Annotated in this window: 14 protein-coding genes; 5 read left to right on the forward strand and 9 right to left on the reverse strand. The window is 66.0% G+C overall.

Annotation, left to right across the window (positions count from 1 at the left end; genetic code table 11):
• Positions 1-3 precede the first annotated feature (3 nt).
• Both AABA86_RS14655 and AABA86_RS14660 read right to left on the reverse strand, forming a co-directional pair.
• On the reverse strand, positions 4-666 hold the full coding sequence (locus AABA86_RS14655; RefSeq protein ID WP_038972910.1) for a response regulator: 663 nt from the start codon (positions 664-666) through the stop codon (positions 4-6).
• On the reverse strand, positions 663-2,045 hold the full coding sequence (locus tag AABA86_RS14660) for a sensor histidine kinase (RefSeq protein ID WP_338307292.1): 1,383 nt from the start codon (positions 2,043-2,045) through the stop codon (positions 663-665). The genes AABA86_RS14655 and AABA86_RS14660 overlap by 4 nt, the downstream gene beginning before the upstream one ends.
• Positions 2,046-2,235: 190 nt before the next feature.
• On the opposite strand from AABA86_RS14660, the gene AABA86_RS14665 reads away from it, so the two are divergent.
• Positions 2,236-3,150 carry a DUF3280 domain-containing protein gene (locus AABA86_RS14665; RefSeq protein ID WP_338307293.1) on the forward strand — a complete coding sequence of 305 codons (915 nt, stop codon included), beginning with the start codon at positions 2,236-2,238 and terminating at the stop codon, positions 3,148-3,150.
• On the opposite strand, the gene AABA86_RS14670 is transcribed toward AABA86_RS14665, so the two are convergent.
• The 3 genes from AABA86_RS14670 to AABA86_RS14680 are packed head-to-tail and all read right to left on the reverse strand — an operon-like array spanning position 3,140 to position 6,175.
• Entirely contained in the window at positions 3,140-4,171 is a 1,032-nt protein-coding gene (locus AABA86_RS14670; RefSeq protein ID WP_338307294.1) for an L-idonate 5-dehydrogenase, read from the reverse strand. The two genes, AABA86_RS14665 and AABA86_RS14670, sit on opposite strands and share 11 nt — an antisense overlap.
• 24 nt (positions 4,172-4,195) lie before the next feature.
• A complete protein-coding gene (locus tag AABA86_RS14675; RefSeq protein ID WP_338307295.1) occupies positions 4,196-4,963 on the reverse strand; it encodes an SDR family oxidoreductase in 768 nt (255 codons plus the stop codon).
• 12 nt (positions 4,964-4,975) lie between these two features.
• Positions 4,976-6,175 carry a mandelate racemase/muconate lactonizing enzyme family protein gene (locus tag AABA86_RS14680; RefSeq protein ID WP_338307296.1) on the reverse strand — a complete coding sequence of 400 codons (1,200 nt, stop codon included), beginning with the start codon at positions 6,173-6,175 and terminating at the stop codon, positions 4,976-4,978.
• A 182-nt stretch (positions 6,176-6,357) separates the two neighbouring features.
• Between AABA86_RS14680 and AABA86_RS14685 the strand changes: the two genes are divergently transcribed.
• Together AABA86_RS14685 and AABA86_RS14690 are read left to right on the forward strand one after the other, a co-directional pair.
• A complete protein-coding gene (locus tag AABA86_RS14685; protein WP_212253791.1) occupies positions 6,358-7,125 on the forward strand; it encodes a GntR family transcriptional regulator in 768 nt (255 codons plus the stop codon).
• 24 nt (positions 7,126-7,149) lie between these two features.
• On the forward strand, positions 7,150-8,514 hold the full coding sequence (locus AABA86_RS14690) for an MFS transporter (RefSeq protein WP_338307297.1): 1,365 nt from the start codon (positions 7,150-7,152) through the stop codon (positions 8,512-8,514).
• Positions 8,515-8,582: 68 nt separating this feature from the next.
• Here AABA86_RS14690 and AABA86_RS14695 read toward each other — a convergent pair whose 3' ends face one another.
• From AABA86_RS14695 to AABA86_RS14710, 4 genes are all read right to left on the reverse strand, one after another.
• Positions 8,583-8,819: a hypothetical protein gene (locus tag AABA86_RS14695; RefSeq protein ID WP_038949989.1), complete on the reverse strand. Its 237-nt coding sequence runs from the start codon at positions 8,817-8,819 to the stop codon at positions 8,583-8,585.
• A gap of 127 nt (positions 8,820-8,946) precedes the next feature.
• Positions 8,947-10,197 (reverse strand): arsenic transporter, encoded by a 1,251-nt coding sequence (locus tag AABA86_RS14700; protein WP_338307298.1) that lies wholly within the window; start codon positions 10,195-10,197, stop codon positions 8,947-8,949.
• A gap of 25 nt (positions 10,198-10,222) precedes the next feature.
• A complete protein-coding gene (locus AABA86_RS14705) occupies positions 10,223-11,497 on the reverse strand; it encodes an MFS transporter (RefSeq protein WP_338307299.1) in 1,275 nt (424 codons plus the stop codon).
• Between the two features lie 226 nt (positions 11,498-11,723).
• The gene (locus AABA86_RS14710) at positions 11,724-14,201 is read right to left on the reverse strand and encodes a hybrid sensor histidine kinase/response regulator (RefSeq protein WP_212253796.1); all 2,478 of its coding nucleotides are present in this window, start codon (positions 14,199-14,201) and stop codon (positions 11,724-11,726) included.
• A gap of 223 nt (positions 14,202-14,424) precedes the next feature.
• Between AABA86_RS14710 and AABA86_RS14715 the strand changes: the two genes are divergently transcribed.
• Positions 14,425-15,507, forward strand: a complete 1,083-nt coding sequence (locus AABA86_RS14715; protein WP_338307300.1) for a zinc-binding metallopeptidase family protein — start codon at positions 14,425-14,427, stop codon at positions 15,505-15,507.
• Positions 15,508-15,678: 171 nt separating this feature from the next.
• The coding region (locus AABA86_RS14720) for a biotin carboxylase N-terminal domain-containing protein (RefSeq protein WP_338307301.1) at positions 15,679-16,139 on the forward strand (461 nt) is incomplete at its 3' end.

Below are 16,139 nucleotides of genomic sequence, written 5' to 3' on the forward strand. Positions count from 1 at the left end.
CCATCAGGCTTCGCCGAGATCGGGCTCGGTCAACAGTCCCTGGCGCAAGGCGAGGCGGACCAGCTCGATGTCGGAGCCGACGCCGAGCTTGTCCTTGATCAGGGAGTGCAGGTTGGCCACCGTCTTCGGGCTGACGTGCAGCGTTTCCGCGATCTCCTCCGTCGTCCGCTCCGCGAGCAGCAGCCGCATCACCTCGAACTCGCGCGCGGTGAGGACGTCGGCGGCCGAGCTTTCGCCGCCGAGCCGGCTCAGCGCCAGCTCGTGGTCGATGTCGGGGCTGATGGCGATTTTGCCGGCGAGCACGTCCATCACGGCCCGCACCAGCGTTTCCGGCGGGCTGGTCTTGGTGACGTAACCCCTGGCGCCGGCGCGGATCGCCTGCACGGCAAAGCCCGCATTCTGATGCATGGTGAAGATGAGAATCCTTGCGCCCTTGTCCCACTGCCTGATCCGCCTGACGGCCTCGATGCCGCCGATGCCGGGCATGCTCAGATCCATGATGACGAGGTCGGGCGCCTCGGATTTGTACAGCCGGTAGGCCTCCGCGCCGTCGGACGCCTCGGCGATGACGCGCAGGCCCGGCTGCTTCTGGAGCACGGAGCGATAGCCCTCGCGGACCACGGAATGGTCGTCGACCAGCAGGATGGAGGCATCGGCCGCGCTCATGCCGCATGCTCCAGCGCCTGCCGCTCGGCGGCTGTGAGCGGAATGACGACGCGCAGCGCCGAGCCGCCGTTGGCGCCGACTTCGAAGCTCATCCGGCCGCGCAAGGCCGCAACGCGCTCGCGCATGCCGAGCAGGCCCATGCCGGATTTGCTGGAGGCATCGTTCGGCCGGCCGTCGTCGTCGATGGCAAGCGCGATCTCGTTGGCCGCCATCGTCAAATGCAGGTCCACCTTGGTGGCGCCGGCGTGCTTGGCGGCGTTGGTCAGCGCCTCCTGCACGATGCGGTAGAGGTTGGCGCTGATCGCGGCGGGCAGGGTCTCGACCGCGCCGTCGAAATGGATCGAAAAGCGGGTCTCGCCGCGGCTGCGTCCGTTCCAGCCGGCGACGAGGCCTTCCAGGCTCGCAACCAGCCCGAGCTCCTCGACGTCGGGCGGGCGCAGCCGGAACAGCGCGCCGCGCAGCGTCTCCATCATGCCGGTCGCGGTCCGCGCGATACCGTCGCATTCGCCGAGCAAAGCGGGGCAGTCCTGGGCGGCGGTCTGGCGGGCGGAGGAGGCGAGCGCGCGGATGGCGGCCAGCGACTGGCCGAACTCGTCGTGCAGCTCGCGCGCCAGATGGCGGCGCTCGTCGTCCTGGAGCGCGATCAGCTTGCGCGTCAGCTCGCTGCGCTCGGCGAGCGCGTTGTCGAGGCTTTCGGCGAGATGGTTGAAGCCGTCGCGGATCGCGGAGAGTTCGGCCAGATCGAACGGCGGCAGCCGCGCCGAGAGATCGTTGGCGGCGATCCGCTCGAGGCCGGTGCGGATCAGACGGGTCGGGCGCAGCGCGCGCGCCAGCGCGGCGTAGACCAGCAAGCACAGCAGCGGCAGCGCGATCGCAAGCGCAATCATCAGGCGGCCGGCCTCGTGCCAGGCCTCCGCCGTCTGCACGGCCGGATCGACCGAGACCACGGTCTCGCCGAGCTTTGCGCCGCGCACGATCACGGGCCGTGCCGCTTCGCGGCCGGGGTCGAACAGGCTGCGATAGAAGGCCGCGAAGACCTGCGGCGACGGGCTCTCCGGGGCAGGCGCACCGCTGCAGAACCGCTGCAGCATCTCGCCGCTCGGGCCCCGGAATGCCAGACACAGGCCGGGCGTCATCACATAGGCCGCGACGGGATCGAGGTTGGGAAAGTCGCGCGGGCCGGCCACCCACTGGATCTTGCCCTGCTGCAGCTCCAGCGACTTCGCCACGATCGCCGCGATGCCGTCGATGCGCGCATGCACCGCGCGGTCGGCGGCGATCAGGAAATAGGCGGAGATTGCGGCGAAGCAGGCAGCCGTTATGGCGGCGACGCGCAACGTCAGACGGACCTTGAGATCGAATCTCGGGCGGTTCCACATCGGGCAGCACCTGGCGCGAACGGGTTTGTCGCCGCCGCATTAAACGGCAGAACGCCAGCCGCGCAAAGCGCCACGGTTACCGCAGTGCAACGACGTGAAATTTTCCCGGCGCTCGCCGGGACGGCCCCCGTTGCAGGGTGTCGGGCTGCTGCCGAGATTTGCCGATCGCTCCATCTGCGAGGCTCCGCTCATGTACCTCTCCCGGTTGATCCTCCCTGCTTTTCTCCTGGCTGTCCTCGTGGCTGTCCGGCCTGCCGGCGCGGGGACCGAGGCGGCTGCCGCGGCACCGGCCGGCGTGTCGATCGAGGATTTCCAGTACCTGGATACGTCCGGCGAGCCGGTCGACCAGACCGCCGTCCACGAGAAGCGGCTGGGCGCGTTCATGATCGCGCTGCGACGGGATGTCGGGGCGGACAAGCGCTACCAGCTCACGCCCGCAGGACAAGCCGACGCAAGATTCAAGGTCGTCGGCGGCGTCCAGAAGACGAGCACGCTGGTGCAATGGGCGCGGGTCGCCGTGATCGATACCGGGGCCAACAAGGTCTTGTTCGAGAAGCTCTACACGTTCCGCGGCGACAACGACGAAGCCTGGGACCGCGCCGAGGCGTTCCTCGCCCGCGAGGTCATCGCGGCACTCGGCACGCCCGCGCCGGTCGCGCTCGCCGTGTTCGATTTCGAGCTCGAGGACATGACGGCCGCATCAGGGGGCGCCTTGGCCGCTTCAGACACATCGTACCTCGCCGAGACCACCGGTGGCGTGCGTGACGTGCTTGGCCAGTCCGGCCGCTACCGCATCATCGATATCGGCAGCGCGAGCGGCGAGGCGGTCAAGGCGCACGCTTTACGCGACTGCGGCGGCTGCGAGGCCGCGATTGCGAAAGAGCTCGGCGCGGATCAATCGCTGATCGGCGTGGTGCGGCGGGTCAGCCGCACCGAATACACGCTCGGCTTCCAGCTGCGCGACGCCAGCACCGGCGCGGTGCTGGCGCGCGGCGACAGCGGCCTGCGCATGGGCGCGGATTATTCGTGGAAACGGGGCGCCGTGCGGCTGGTCAGCGACCGGCTGATCGAGAGCCAGCAGGCCGCCGACGCGGTTAGAAAGTAAGCTGCACCTTCATCGACTGCGAGCGGTCGCTGGCGAGCTCGAAGGCGGCGACCGCGTTTTCGAACGGCATGGTGGCCGTGATCAGCGGCTTGACGTCGATCAGGCCTTCGCCCATCAGCCGCACCGCCAGCTCGAATTCGGGATCGAAGCGGAAAGTGCCGCGGAGCTGCAATTCCTTGGCGACGATCGAATTGATCGGCAGCGTCATCTCACCGCCGAGGCCGAGCTGCACCAGCGTTGCGCCGGGCCGGAGCACGTCGAGCGCGGTGCGTAGCGCCGCCTGATTGCCGGAGGCTTCGAACAGCGTGTCGAACACGCCCTTGCCGGCGCGCCAGGGATCGAGCGCCACAGCATTCGCCGCAACGTTGATGGCGTGCGTGGCGCCGAGCTTCCTGGCGACCGCGAGCGGCGCCTCGGCGACATCGGTCACCACGATCTCGGCCGCGCCACCGAAGCGCGAGACCAGGATCATCAGCGCGCCGATCGGGCCGCAGCCGGTGATCAGCACGCGCTTGCCGAGCAGGGGACCGGCCTGCTTGCCGGCATGCAGGCACACCGCGAGCGGCTCGGCGACCGCGGCCTCCGCCAGCGACAGCTTGTCCGCGATCGGCACCGCTTGCGTGGCATCGACCGTGATGAACTCGCGAAATCCGCCCTGAACATGAGGAAAGCGCATCGCGCTGCCGAGGAAGCGCATGTCGAGGCACTGGTTGCGTAGGCCCTCCTGGCAGTGCAGGCACCGGCCGCACGGCTTGCTCGGATTGACCGCGACGCGCGTGCCCGGCATCACGCTGGTGACGCCGTCACCAACGGCCGCGACCACGCCGGCGATCTCATGGCCCAGCGCCATCGGCTGCTGGATGCGCACGACGCCGAAACCGCCGTGATGGTAATAGTGCAGGTCGGAGCCGCAGATGCCGCCATTGGCGATCTTGACGCGGACCTCGCCCGGGCCGGGCGCCGGATCGGGATAATTGTCGATCCGCAGATCCTTCGGGGCGTGGATGACGACGGCGCGCATGGGCTTGTTCCTTGCTCTTTGCGATCACATCGCGGCGATCATGCCGCCATCGACATAGATGATCTGGCCGTTGACATACGTGGAGGCGTCGGACGCCAGGAAGATCGCCGCGCCGACCAGCTCGTCCGGCTTGCCCCAGCGCTTGGAGGGGATGCGGCCCATCAGCCAGTTGTTGAAATCGGTGTTGTTGACCAGCGCCTCGTTCATGTCGGTCAGCATGTAGCCGGGGCCGATCGCATTGGCCGTGATGCCGTGCTGGGCCCACTCCACCGCCATCGAGCGGGTGAGATTCTTGATGCCGCCCTTGGCCGCGGTGTAGGGCGCGATGGTGGGGCGGGCGAGCTCGCTGCCGAGCGAGCCGATATTGATGATCTTGCCGTGCTTGCGCGGGATCATGCGCTTGGCCGCCTCGCGGCCGATCACGAAGGCGCTGGTGAGGTTGGTCTCGATCACCTTGCGCCATTCGTCGGTGGTGAACTCGACCAGCGGCTTGCGGTGCTGGATGCCGGCATTGTTGACGACGATGTCGACCGCCATGCCCTTTTTGTCGAAGTCGTTGAACGCCGCGACGATCGCAGGCTCGTCGGTGACGTTGAAGGCCGCGCCTTCGGCCTGATGCCCGGCGGCGCGAAACTCGGCGACGGCCTGCTCGACTCGCTTGGGATCGACGCCGTTGACGATGATCCTGGCGCCGGCCCTGGCCATGCCTTCGGCGATGGCGCGGCCGAGGCCGCGAGAGGAGCCGGTCACGAGCGCGGTGCGGCCGGAGAGATCGAAGAGGGAGGTGCTCATGTCAGAAAGTCCTTAGACGTTGGAGCGGCGCACGGTGAGATCGGAGCGGTCGAATACGGCCGGCAGAAGATCGACGCCGAGGCCGGGGCCTTCCATCGGATAGACAAAACCGTCCTTGATCACGGGCATCGTGGTGACGAGCTCATTGTACCAGCCTTTGTAGAAGGCGCGCACCGATTCCTGGATCAGCGTGTTGGGCTGGCTGAACGACATGTGGATGGCGGCGATGAAGCCGATCGGGCCGATGCAATCGTGCGGCGCAAAGGGGCGGTGATAGGTCTCCGCCATCGCCGCGATCTTGCGGCCCTCGGTGAGACCGCCGGTCCAGCACAGATCCGCCATCACCACATGCATGGCGTCGCGGTCGAGCATGTCCTTGTAGGGGAAACGCGAGCCCAGCGTCTCGCTGGCGCAGACCCAGACGTCGGTCGAGCGGGCGTATTCGGCCAGCGCCTGCGGCGAGTTCATCCGGATCGGGTCTTCGTACCAGGTCGGCTTGTAGGGCTCGAGCGCGCGCGCGATCTGCTTGGCGGTCGGCAGATTCCACAGCGAGTGGAGCTCGACCATGATCTCCATCTTGTCGCCGACCGCTTTACGGATCTTCTCGAACGGCTCGATCGCCTGCTTCATCTGGGCGGCGGTGATGTAGAGGCCCTTGTTCTCCTGTGCCGCCGGATCGAACGGCCAGATCTTCATCGCGGAGATGCCGCTTTCCAGCAGGCTTTCGGCCAGCGCATCGGCGCGGTGCATGAAGCCGTCGAGATCTTCATAGGGGCCCTTGGCGGCGCCGAGATTCCAGTTGGAGACCGGGCTGATATTGGTGGAGCGGACATATTGCGTGCCGGCGCAGGTGTTGTAGATGCGCTGCTTGTCGCGGCAGAGACCCCCTAGCATCTGGTGCACCGGCTGATTGCAGACCTTGCCGAACAGGTCCCACAGCGCGATGTCGATCGCGGAGGCCGCGCGATACTCGACGCCGGTGGAGGACTGCGCCATCGGCAGGTTCAGCATATCGCGGTGGATCGCCTCGATGTGCAGGGGATTGCGGCCGAGCAGGCGGCCGGCAAAGGTGTCGTGAATCTGCGCCTCGACCGCGCCTGCGCCATAGAAGGTCTCGCCGAGTCCGATCACGCCGGTGTCGGTGTGGATTCGTACCCAGATGACGTTGGAGAATTCCTCGGTGCGCAGGGTCTCGATCGAAGTGATCTTCACTGCAACAGTCCTCCCATGATAAGGCGCCTCGCGCCCGTCTTGTTGTTCGTGTCTATGCCGGTCAAAACCGGCGATCTCGGCGGGCAGTCATACGCCCGCTTGTAATATATCACAACATGTTTTAAGGATATCACAAATAAGCCGCCGCTCGACAGCGCGAGCCGGTGGCAGGGAGGACAAACATGGCACGGCGCAAGCGCGCGCTCGAAGTGGTGAGAAACGACGAGGACGGCGAGGGCAGGCCCTCCCGGCGCAACCGTCTCAACTTCTTCGAGCTGGCCTATCAGAAAATCGAGGAGCTCCTCGTTCATTGCGAGCTCAAGCCCGGTCAGTTCATGACCATGCTGGAATTGCAGCAGATCACCGGCTTCGGGCGCACGCCGGTGCACCACGCCGTCAATCGTCTCTCCGCCGATACGCTCATCATCATCCGCCCGCGCCACGGCCTGCACATTGCGCCGATCGATCTTGCGCGCGAACGCATGCTGCTGGCCTTGCGCCGCGACATGGAGCGTTTCGTGATCCGCCTTGCGGCCGATCGCGCCAGCCTCTCGCATCGCAATCAGGCGCTTCACATCGAGCGTCTCCTGCGCGAGCGCCGCGCCAGCCTCACCCTCGACGAATTCAACCACATCGACCGCCGCATCGACGCGCTGGTGCTGGAAGCCGCCGGCGAGCCGTTCCTGGTGCACACGCTGCGGCCACTGCACACGCTGTACCGGCGCATCGGCTACATCCACCACCGCTTCATGCCGGGGCAGGCCGACCTGTCAGGCACGATTGATCGTCATCTCGCCATTCTCGCCGCGGTCGCCAGCCGGCGCGTCGACGACGCGGTGAAGGCGAGCGATGGGCTGATCGACTACATGGGCGAGATATTCACGGGCATGGAAGCGGGGATCGACCCGCGCCTGCTCGATTGCAGCATCGAGCCGCTGCTCGGCACGTAGCGAGTTTTGAAAAGAGGACCAAGCATGACAACGATGGCGATGCCACAACCGACCGCGAGCGAAGCTGCGGTCCGCTACCTCATCACGAACTACAGTCCCAAGGGCAACAAGGTCGGCTGGCTGATGATGGCCTCGATCCTGGTGGAAGCCTGGGACCTCTATTCGATCGCCTTCGTGCTGATCTTCATCAAGGAGCAGTACAATCCCTCGGCGCTGATGCTGGGCCTTGCCGCGGCGGGCACGCAGGGCGGCGCCCTGATCGGTGCGCTGCTGGGCGGCTGGCTGTCCGACAAGATCGGCCGCCGCGTCATGTTCCTGGTGACGATGGTGATGTTCATCGTGCTGGCGCTGGCGCAGGCCTTCGTGCCTGACGTCACCTGGCTCATCGTGATCCGCTTCCTGCTCGGCGTCCCGCTCGGCTCGGATATTTCCACAGGCTACACCTACATCATGGAATCCATGGCCAAGGGCGAGCGCGAGGTCATGGGCAACCGCTGGCAGTTCATGTTCGCCGTCGGCGAGGTCCTCACCATCGGCGTCATCGTGATCTTCCTCCTGATCGACATGAACCACGAGATGCTGTGGCGCGTGACGCTCGGCCTCGGCGCGCTGCCGGCGCTGATCATCCTGGTGATGCGTCACGACGTGCCGGAAACGGCGGTCTGGCTGGTGCAGAAGGGACGCTACCGCGAGGCCAAGCAGGTCGCGCGCGAGATGTTCAACGACAATCTCGACATGCTGCCGGACCGGGACGTCGAAGTGCCGAAGGTCTCGACCCGCGCATTCCTCGCCGATCTCAGGAAGGATCCGGTCCGCTGGCGTGCGACGGTCTACGGCTGGATCGCCTGTTTCGTGCAAGCCAGCGAATTCTCGACCTTCGCGTTCTATCTGCCGGTACTCTTTGTCATGGTCGGCGTGTCGAGCGTGCTCGGCATCAATCTGGTGACGATGGCGCTGTTCTCCTTCGCCGCATTGTCGGGCTGGGTCGGGCCGCTGCTGACGCCGAAGATCGGCCACCGCGGCATCTCGATCGCCGGCTTCTCGATCGTGCTGGTCTCGCTGCTGGTCGCGGCCTTCGCGCTCTACACCGACAACAAGATCCTGCTGCCGTTCGCGGCCGCCGCCATGCTGTGGGGCCATTATTGGGACGCGTCGAACTGCATGACGATCCCGACCATGGTCGCCAAGCCGAAATATCGCGGCACCGCCAGCGGCTTCGCCTACATGTTCGTGAAGCTGCCGTCGTTCCTGGCGATCTTCCTGTTCCCGACGGTGTTCGCCGCGATCGGGCAGGCGAATGCCACGCTGATGGTCGCGATCTTCCCGCTGATCGGATTGCTCGCCGCGATCTTCATCCTGCCGGAAGTCTACGGCTACGAGAACGACTGACGAAGCGCTCCCCGGTCGCGGCGTCGTCGCCGCGATCGGGACCGATTTCGGAACGCTGCGACCAGCGACTACGGGCTCAGGAAGACCGGATCGATTCCCATCCCGTGGCCGAGCAGGCCGAGCGCCTGAAGCTGGGCGGAGTGGAGGTCGACCTCCACGATGATGAAGATGGTAAACAACGCCACTGCGGAGACGACCAGCAGCGGATGGGCCGTCTCCGCGCTGCTCTCGCCCGCTGCAGTGAGGCTCCGAATCGCACGACGCAGAAAGGAGCTCTGCGGCAACGCCTTTGATTGAATCTGCATGATGAACCTTCCTTGCCGCGTCTTATCCGTCTGACTTGCGCGACATTGGAATTCTAGGCGCAGCGTCGCCGGCGGCATTGACGCACCGCAAATAGCTTGCACTCAATTTCGAAGGCCGCGGCCTGCCTTACCTGATTGCCGCTGCCAGCGCCGCGATCAAAGCGGGCGGCGTCACCAGCAGGCCGAGCTTGAGGAAGGGCCAGGCGCCGACCTCGATCTTCTCCCGCCGGAGCGCGACCAGCCAGAGGATGGTGGCGAGCGAGCCCGTCACCGACAAATTGGGGCCGAGGTCGACGCCGATCAGGATGGCGCTGACGACCGGGGCGGGCAAATGATCGCTGGCCGCGACCGAGCCGGCGACGAGGCCGACCGGAAGGTTGTTGGCGATGTTGTCGGCCAGCGCGGTTGCAATGCCGACACTCCAGGCCGCCTTCGGCACCGATTGCGCCACCGCCTGGTGGAGCAGCGCGCTGAGCTGCGCGATCACGCCGGTCTTGACCAGCGCCTCCACCATGACAAAGAGCCCGCCCACCAGCGGCAACACACTCCAGGACACGCCCCGCAGCACGGGCAAAGGCGACTGCCGGCTGATCAGCAGCACGATCGCGGCTGTCACGCCGCCGCAGATGAAGGTCGGCAGGCCCAGCTGCTTGTCCAGCGCAGACGCCGTGACCAGCACGATTCCGATCGCGACGATGCCGACCGCCGTCAGCTTGCCGCCGCGGCCGAGCTTGGGATGCGGCACGCTGCGCGCAATCGTCTCCTCCTTCAGGACCTGGTGCTGGGTCAGCCGCAGCACGATGTAGGTCATCAGGATGGAGGCCGCCGAGGGCAGGGCGAACAGGCGCAGCCATTCCGTGAGCTCGGGCATGCGCGCGCCGAACACGACGAGATTGGCGGGATTGGAGATTGGCAGCACGAAGCTTGCGGCATTGGCGATGAAGGCACAGACGAAGAGATAGGGCAGTGGTTTTGCGCCGGCTGCGCGCGTCGCGGCATAGACGGCGGGCGTCAGCACGATCGCGGTGGCATCGTTGGAGAGCAGCACCGTGACGAGCGTGCCGACGAGATAGATCAGCAGGAACAGCCGCTGCGGCGAGCCGGCCGCATATTCCACCGCAAGCGCGGCGAGGTAGTCGAACAGGCCCTCGAGGCGCGCGAGCTCGGCGATCAGCATCATGCCGATCAGGAAGAGATAGACGTCGACGCCCTTCTCGATGCCGACAAGCGCATCCTGCCACGGCAGCAGGCCTGATAGCACCAGGGCGCCGGCACCGATCACGGCCCAGATCGCCTCGGGCAGGCGGAACGGACGGATGATGACGCCTGCGGTCGCAGCGACGATGATGCTCCAGGCCAAGATGGCGTCAGACGGCACGGTCAGTCCTTGACGTGAAATGAGTTCATTCCGCAGCGATAGCGGATGCCGGCGCCGCTGTCTCCCCCCGTGGGCGTGGGCCGCCCTGTCGTGTCTCGGGCAGCGCGAGCATGCAGATGACGGCGCCGATCGCAGCGACGATGCCGAGGGTGATGAACGCTGCGCTGTAGCCCGCGCCGACCACGACGAAGCCGGCCAGCGTCGTCGACAGCGCAGCGCCGATGCTCTGGGCGGTGATGACGGCGCCTTGCGCGACGTTGAAGCGGCCGGTGTTGCGCATGAGGTCGGCGACGATGACGGGAAAGATCGCGCCGAAGATGCCGGCGCCGACGCCGTCCAGCAACTGCACGCCGACCAGCCAGAACGGATTGTCCGAGAGCGTGTAGAGGGCGCCGCGGATCGGCAGGATCATCAGCGCGGCGAGGAAGAAGCGCTTGTGGCCCCAGCGATCGGCCCGGGCGCCGACCAGCATTGCAAACGGCACCATCACCATTTGCGCCGCGACGATGCAGGCCGACATCAGGCTGGTGCCCATGTTCTTGTCCTGCAGCGCGAGTTTTTGTCCGACCAGCGGCAGCATGGCCGCATTGGACAGGTGAAACAGCGCCACGCAGATCGCGAAGACGAGCAGGGGACGACAGGTCAGCAGCACGGAAAGGCCCGAAGGCCGCTCGGCCGCGCCGTTGGTGTCAGCGTCGTGCAGCCCGCGCGCGAGATCGTGATCGATGGCCCGTTCGGGGATCGCCAGGATGCTGACGAGACTCGCGATCGCCATCGCGCCGAGAAGGTAGAACACAACGGTCGGTCCGAACCAATAGGCGGACAGACCGGCCAGCCCCGCCGCCACGGCGTTGCCGGCGTGATTGAAAGTCTCGTTACGGCCGATCCGCCGGGTGAAGGCGGCATGGCCGAAGATGCCGAGCGAGATGGCGGCGATCGCCGGCGGGAAGATCACTGCGGCGGCCTGGGCGACCCCTTGCGAGATCGCGACAGGGAGAAAGCCCGGAAACAGCGGCAGCGAGAGCGAGGCCAGCGTCACCAGAATGGCGGCAATCATCATCGCGAGCCGTTTTGCCCGCGTGGCGTCCACCAGCGCACCGGCCGGTGTCTGCGCCACGATGCCGGCGATGGTCGCAATCGACATCACGAGGCCGATGCGCGCCTCATTCCAGTGTTGCTCGGTGAGCAGATAGACGGCGAGATAGGGCCCGAGCCCGTCGCGAACATCGGCGAGGAAGAAATTGGCCGCGTCCAGTGCGCGGCCGGCGCGCCTGTCCTGATCGGGATTTTCGCTGGGCATCGGTTACTCGATCGAGGCTGGGAATCGCTTCGGCAAAAACCGATCTCACGATAGCTTTGTTCCCGCCTCAAGACCTCACAACTGCGAGTTGGAACGGCGCAAGATCTCCGTCCTTGCAAGGAGCGGAGGGACGAAGCAATCCAGAATCTTTCCGCGAAGGCAGTCTGGATTGCTTCGCTACACTCGCAATGACAGAGCTTGCGACAGCTTCCCGCGCAATTCACTTTTACCTTGCCACCGATAGCTTCTCCGTGATCGCCTTGCGCAGAATGCGCGACAGCGATTCCACCGAATAGGGCTTCTGGATCAATTCGAAACCGCGATGGGCGTTTTCGGCGAGCACGTTGCTGTAGCCGGAGGTGAGCACGACGGGCAGGCCGGGATAGCGCTCACGGATGATGCCGGCGAGCTCGACGCCGTTCATGCCGGGCATGATCACGTCGGAGAAGACGAGGTCGACGGCGAATTCGTTCTCGCCGAGGATGGCCAGCGCCGCATTGGCGTTGGCGACGCGGCGGACGACATAGCCGAGATCTTCCAGCAATTCGGTCGAGAACTGGCCGACATCGTCATTGTCCTCGACCACGAGCACGCGGTAGCCGCGCCCGGTGGTCGCGGCCTCGTGGGTCAGCGCCGCGGCTTCCTTCTCGGCGGCCGGGCTCTGTGCCTGCGGCAGATAGATGGTGAAGGTTGCGCCTTTGCCCAGGGTGCTCGTCACCGCGACGTCACCCTCGGACTGCTTGGCGAAGCCAAAGGCCTGGCTGAGGCCGAGGCCGGTGCCCTTGCCGACCTCCTTGGTGGTGAAGAACGGCTCGAAGATCGAGTCGAGATGTTCCGGCGCGATGCCGCTGCCGGTGTCGGTGACGGAGATGGCGACGTAGTCGCCGCCGCGCGCCGATTGCGCCCGCAGGCTGGGAATCCCGGAGACCTTGCGCACGGCGATGATGAGGCGGCCTTCGCCGTTCATGGCATCTCGGGCGTTGATGGCGAGGTTGATCAGCGCGGCCTCGAACTGGGCGATGTCGGCCACCGTGAAGCAGTCGGCATCGTGAATCTCCACCGCGATTTCGATACGGCCGCCGACCAGCGGCCGGACCAGCTGCGCGACCCCCTCGACCTGGCTGCCGACGTTGAAGATCTGCGGCTTCAGCGGCTGCCGGCGCGCGAACGCCAGAAGCTGGGCAGTCAATTTGGAGGCCCGCTCGACGGTCTCGGAGATGGCATCGACATAGCGGCGGCGGCGCTCTTCCGGCAGCTCGCGGCGGCGCAGGAAATCGGTGGCCGAGCGGATGATGGTGAGGAGATTGTTGAAATCGTGGGCGACGCCGCCGGTGAGCTGGCCGATCGCCTCCATCTTCTGCGACTGCCGCAGGGCTTCCTCGCCGCGGCGGCGCTCGGTGATGTCGACGGCTTCAGGCACGGCTCCGGTGATGTTGCCGTGCCGGTCGAGCACGGGGCGCATGCCGAAGTCGAAATCGCGCTCGCCGATGGGAAGGCGCAGGCGCATCTCCAGCCGCACGGCTTCGCCCTTGAGCACGGTGTGGAAGGCCTCGCGCACCAGCGTGCTCATGCCCTCCGTCGCGCTGAACCAGGGCGTCTCCCACAACGGCTTCCCGATCACATCCGAAGAGCTCGCCCCGATGCCGTCGAGTGCGGTCTTGTTGGCGTAAAGCAGCTCGCCCCGGAGATTGACCAGGCCTTGATACTGGTTGCTGGTCTCCAGGATCGCGCGCAGCCGCGCCTCGTTCGATTCGAGCTCGGCGGTGCGCTCGGCGATGCGCTCTTCCAGCGTCTCATTGAGCTGCCGCAGGTCGATCTCGGCCTGCTTGGCGACGGTGATGTCGTGGGCGACGCCGATGAAGCCGATATGCTTGCCGGTCGGGTCCCAGCGTGGCTGCGATTCCGAGCGCAGCCAGCGCCATTCGCCGGCGGCGTTCTTGTAACGCGCTTCGAGCACGAAGGGTTTGAGTGACGCTTCGCCCTGGACGGATTGCTGCAGCACGTGCGGCAGGTCGTCGGGATGCAGCACCTTGCGCCAGTCGAAGTCGATGGCCTGGTCATAGGGCAGGCCGACGAAGTCGACATAGGCCTGGTTGGCGAAGGAGCGTTTGCGATCGAGCTTGGTCACCCAGATCGGCACCGGCGCGCTGTCGGCGATCAGCCGAAAGCGCTCCTCGCTCTCCCGCAGGGTCTCGCGCGCGAGCATCTGGTCGGTGATGTCGATATGGGCGCCGACGAGGCGGATGGCGCGGCCGTCCTTGTCGCGCTCGATCTTGGCGACGACCCGGATCCAGCGGGTCTCACCGTCATTGGGACGGACGATGCGGTATTCGGCGGTGTAGTCTTCGCTGGTACCGGCGAGTGCATCGATGAAGTGCTTGACGGTGGCGTCGCGGTCCTCGGGATGGATGCGATTGACCCAGTCCTCGTGCGATTCCTCCGCAGCCTCCGGCGGCAGGCCGTGGATCATGAGGTATTCGGGCGAGCGGCGGTTCTTGAAGCCTTCGCGGAAATCGACCTCGACGCCGCCGACCTTGCCGATGCGCTGGATGCGCGCCAGCTCGGCCTCGCGCTCCTGGAGCGCGCGATAGGCGTTGTCGCGCTCGCGCGCGACGTCTTCGAGGTGTTGGCGCAGCCTTTCGGCGGCGACGGTCTCGGGCAAGGGATCGTTCAAGGCATCGGCCGTTGTCATGCGGGAGCGCACGTGCCGGACCGATATTCACACAGACGGAGCGTGATGGCCATTGTTTAGAGGAAATAGACTGTCTGGAAAGGCCAGCGGGCGAGCCGGAACGAAAAAAGCTGCGGTCGGGCAACGCCCGGTCTGGCATTTTGTTCCTGACATTGGAACGATGCACCTGCGGATGCGTCGTCGCGAGGCGCCACAACGCCCATCGATAAGACTCTCTTCTCGAAGAGGATAAATCTTGAAGCTCTTTGTCTGCCAGTCCTGCGGCAACGTCCTCTATTTCGAGAACCGCGCCTGCGAACGGTGCGGCCACCGCGTCGCCTTCCTTCCCGAGAAGGAGACGATGTCGGCAATCGAGCCCGACGGAGAGGCCTGGCGGGTCCTTGCCGACAAGGGCGAAAGCCGGATGCTGTGCCGGAATGCCGCGTACGATGCCTGCAATTGGCTGACGGATCCGGGCGAGGGCAACGGCTATTGCCGCGCCTGCCGCCACAACGGCATCGTGCCGGATCTGTCGGACCCCGCCCAGCTTGCCGGCTGGCGCGAGCTGGAGGTGGCGAAACACCGTCTGTTCTATTCCCTGATCCGCTGGAAGCTGCCGCTCCAGACCCGGCAAGACGACCCCGGGCACGGTCTGATCTTCAATTTCCTCGCCGACGATCCGAACAGCGCAGAGAAGGTCATGACCGGCCACGACAACGGCCTGATCACGATCGCACTGACCGAGACCAACGACATCGAGCGCGAGCGGCGCAGGCTCGAGATGGGCGAGCCCTATCGGACGCTGCTCGGGCATTTCCGCCACGAGGTCGGGCACTATTTCTGGGACGTGCTGGTGCAGGGCGGCGGCAAGCTCGATGAATGCCGCGCGGTATTCGGCGACGATTCCGCCGATTACGGCCAGGCTCTGCAGCGTCACTATGCCGAAGGCGCGCCCCCGGACTGGCAGCAGAGCTACGTCTCGGCCTACGCCACCATGCACCCCTGGGAAGATTTCGCCGAGACCTGGGCGCACTATCTTCACATCGTCGACACCCTGGAGATGGCCGCTGAGTTCGGCATGGAGGTTCGCCCCAAGGTCGACCGCGACGGGGAGTTGACGGCGCGTATCCGTTTCAACCCCTACGAGGCCAGGGACGTCGAGGCGCTGGTCAACGCATGGCTGCCCTTCACCTTCGCCATGAACAGCGTCAATCGCGCCATGGGCCTGCGCGACCTCTATCCCTTCATCCTGTCGCCCGCGGTGGTCGGCAAGCTGGGCTTTGTTCATGGCCTGCTCCGGGACGTCGCCAGGTCCGCGTCGAGGCCCGGCAAGCCGTAGGTCGTCCTTGTCAGCCCGGTTTCGGTCTTGCGCTGGTACGCCAGAAGCGGGCCGGATTTAGACCGTTGCCTCCGGCCCATTTTGATGTACCACGGGAGCCACACGGCCCGTCCCCCATAGGCCCCAACGGCCAGGGACGGGTCCCGCCCAAGGTCGAGACTCAAGAAAAGCATGTTCAAACGCATTCTGATCGCCAATCGCGGCGAAATCGCCTGCCGGGTCATCAAGACCGCGCGCCGCATGGGAATTGAGACGGTTGCGGTCTATTCCGAAGCCGACCGCGACGCCCTCCATGTCGAGATGGCCGACGAGGCCGTGCTGATCGGCCCGCCGGCCGCCGCCGAGAGCTATCTGCTGATCGAGAAGATCGTGGAGGCCTGCCGCAAGACCGGCGCCGAGGCCGTGCATCCCGGCTACGGCTTCCTGTCCGAGCGCGAGGCGTTTCCGCGCGCGCTGGAGGCCGCAGGCATCGTCTTCATCGGCCCCAACCCGGGCGCGATCGCGGCCATGGGCGACAAGATCGAGTCCAAGAAGGCCGCGGCCAAGGCCAAGGTCTCGACCGTCCCCGGCTATCTCGGCGTGATCGAGGACGACAAGCACGCGGTGAAGATCGCCGACGAGATCGGCTATCC

Source organism: Bradyrhizobium sp. TM233 (genome assembly GCF_036247965.1).
GTDB lineage: Bacteria > Pseudomonadota > Alphaproteobacteria > Rhizobiales > Xanthobacteraceae > Bradyrhizobium > Bradyrhizobium ottawaense.

What these genes read in the sequence shown, in the direction of transcription:
- AABA86_RS14690 (WP_338307297.1), top strand. Translation starts at nt 7,150, where the DNA reads ATGACAACGATGGCGATGCCACAACCGACCGCGAGCGAAGCTGCGGTC.
- AABA86_RS14665 (WP_338307293.1), top strand. Translation starts at nt 2,236, where the DNA reads ATGTACCTCTCCCGGTTGATCCTCCCTGCTTTTCTCCTGGCTGTCCTC.
- AABA86_RS14705 (WP_338307299.1), bottom strand. Translation starts at nt 11,497, where the DNA reads ATGCCCAGCGAAAATCCCGATCAGGACAGGCGCGCCGGCCGCGCACTG.
- AABA86_RS14695 (WP_038949989.1), bottom strand. Translation starts at nt 8,819, where the DNA reads ATGCAGATTCAATCAAAGGCGTTGCCGCAGAGCTCCTTTCTGCGTCGT.
- AABA86_RS14655 (WP_038972910.1), bottom strand. Translation starts at nt 666, where the DNA reads ATGAGCGCGGCCGATGCCTCCATCCTGCTGGTCGACGACCATTCCGTG.
- AABA86_RS14685 (WP_212253791.1), top strand. Translation starts at nt 6,358, where the DNA reads ATGGCACGGCGCAAGCGCGCGCTCGAAGTGGTGAGAAACGACGAGGAC.
- AABA86_RS14675 (WP_338307295.1), bottom strand. Translation starts at nt 4,963, where the DNA reads ATGAGCACCTCCCTCTTCGATCTCTCCGGCCGCACCGCGCTCGTGACC.
- AABA86_RS14660 (WP_338307292.1), bottom strand. Translation starts at nt 2,045, where the DNA reads ATGTGGAACCGCCCGAGATTCGATCTCAAGGTCCGTCTGACGTTGCGC.
- AABA86_RS14670 (WP_338307294.1), bottom strand. Translation starts at nt 4,171, where the DNA reads ATGCGCGCCGTCGTCATCCACGCCCCGAAGGATCTGCGGATCGACAAT.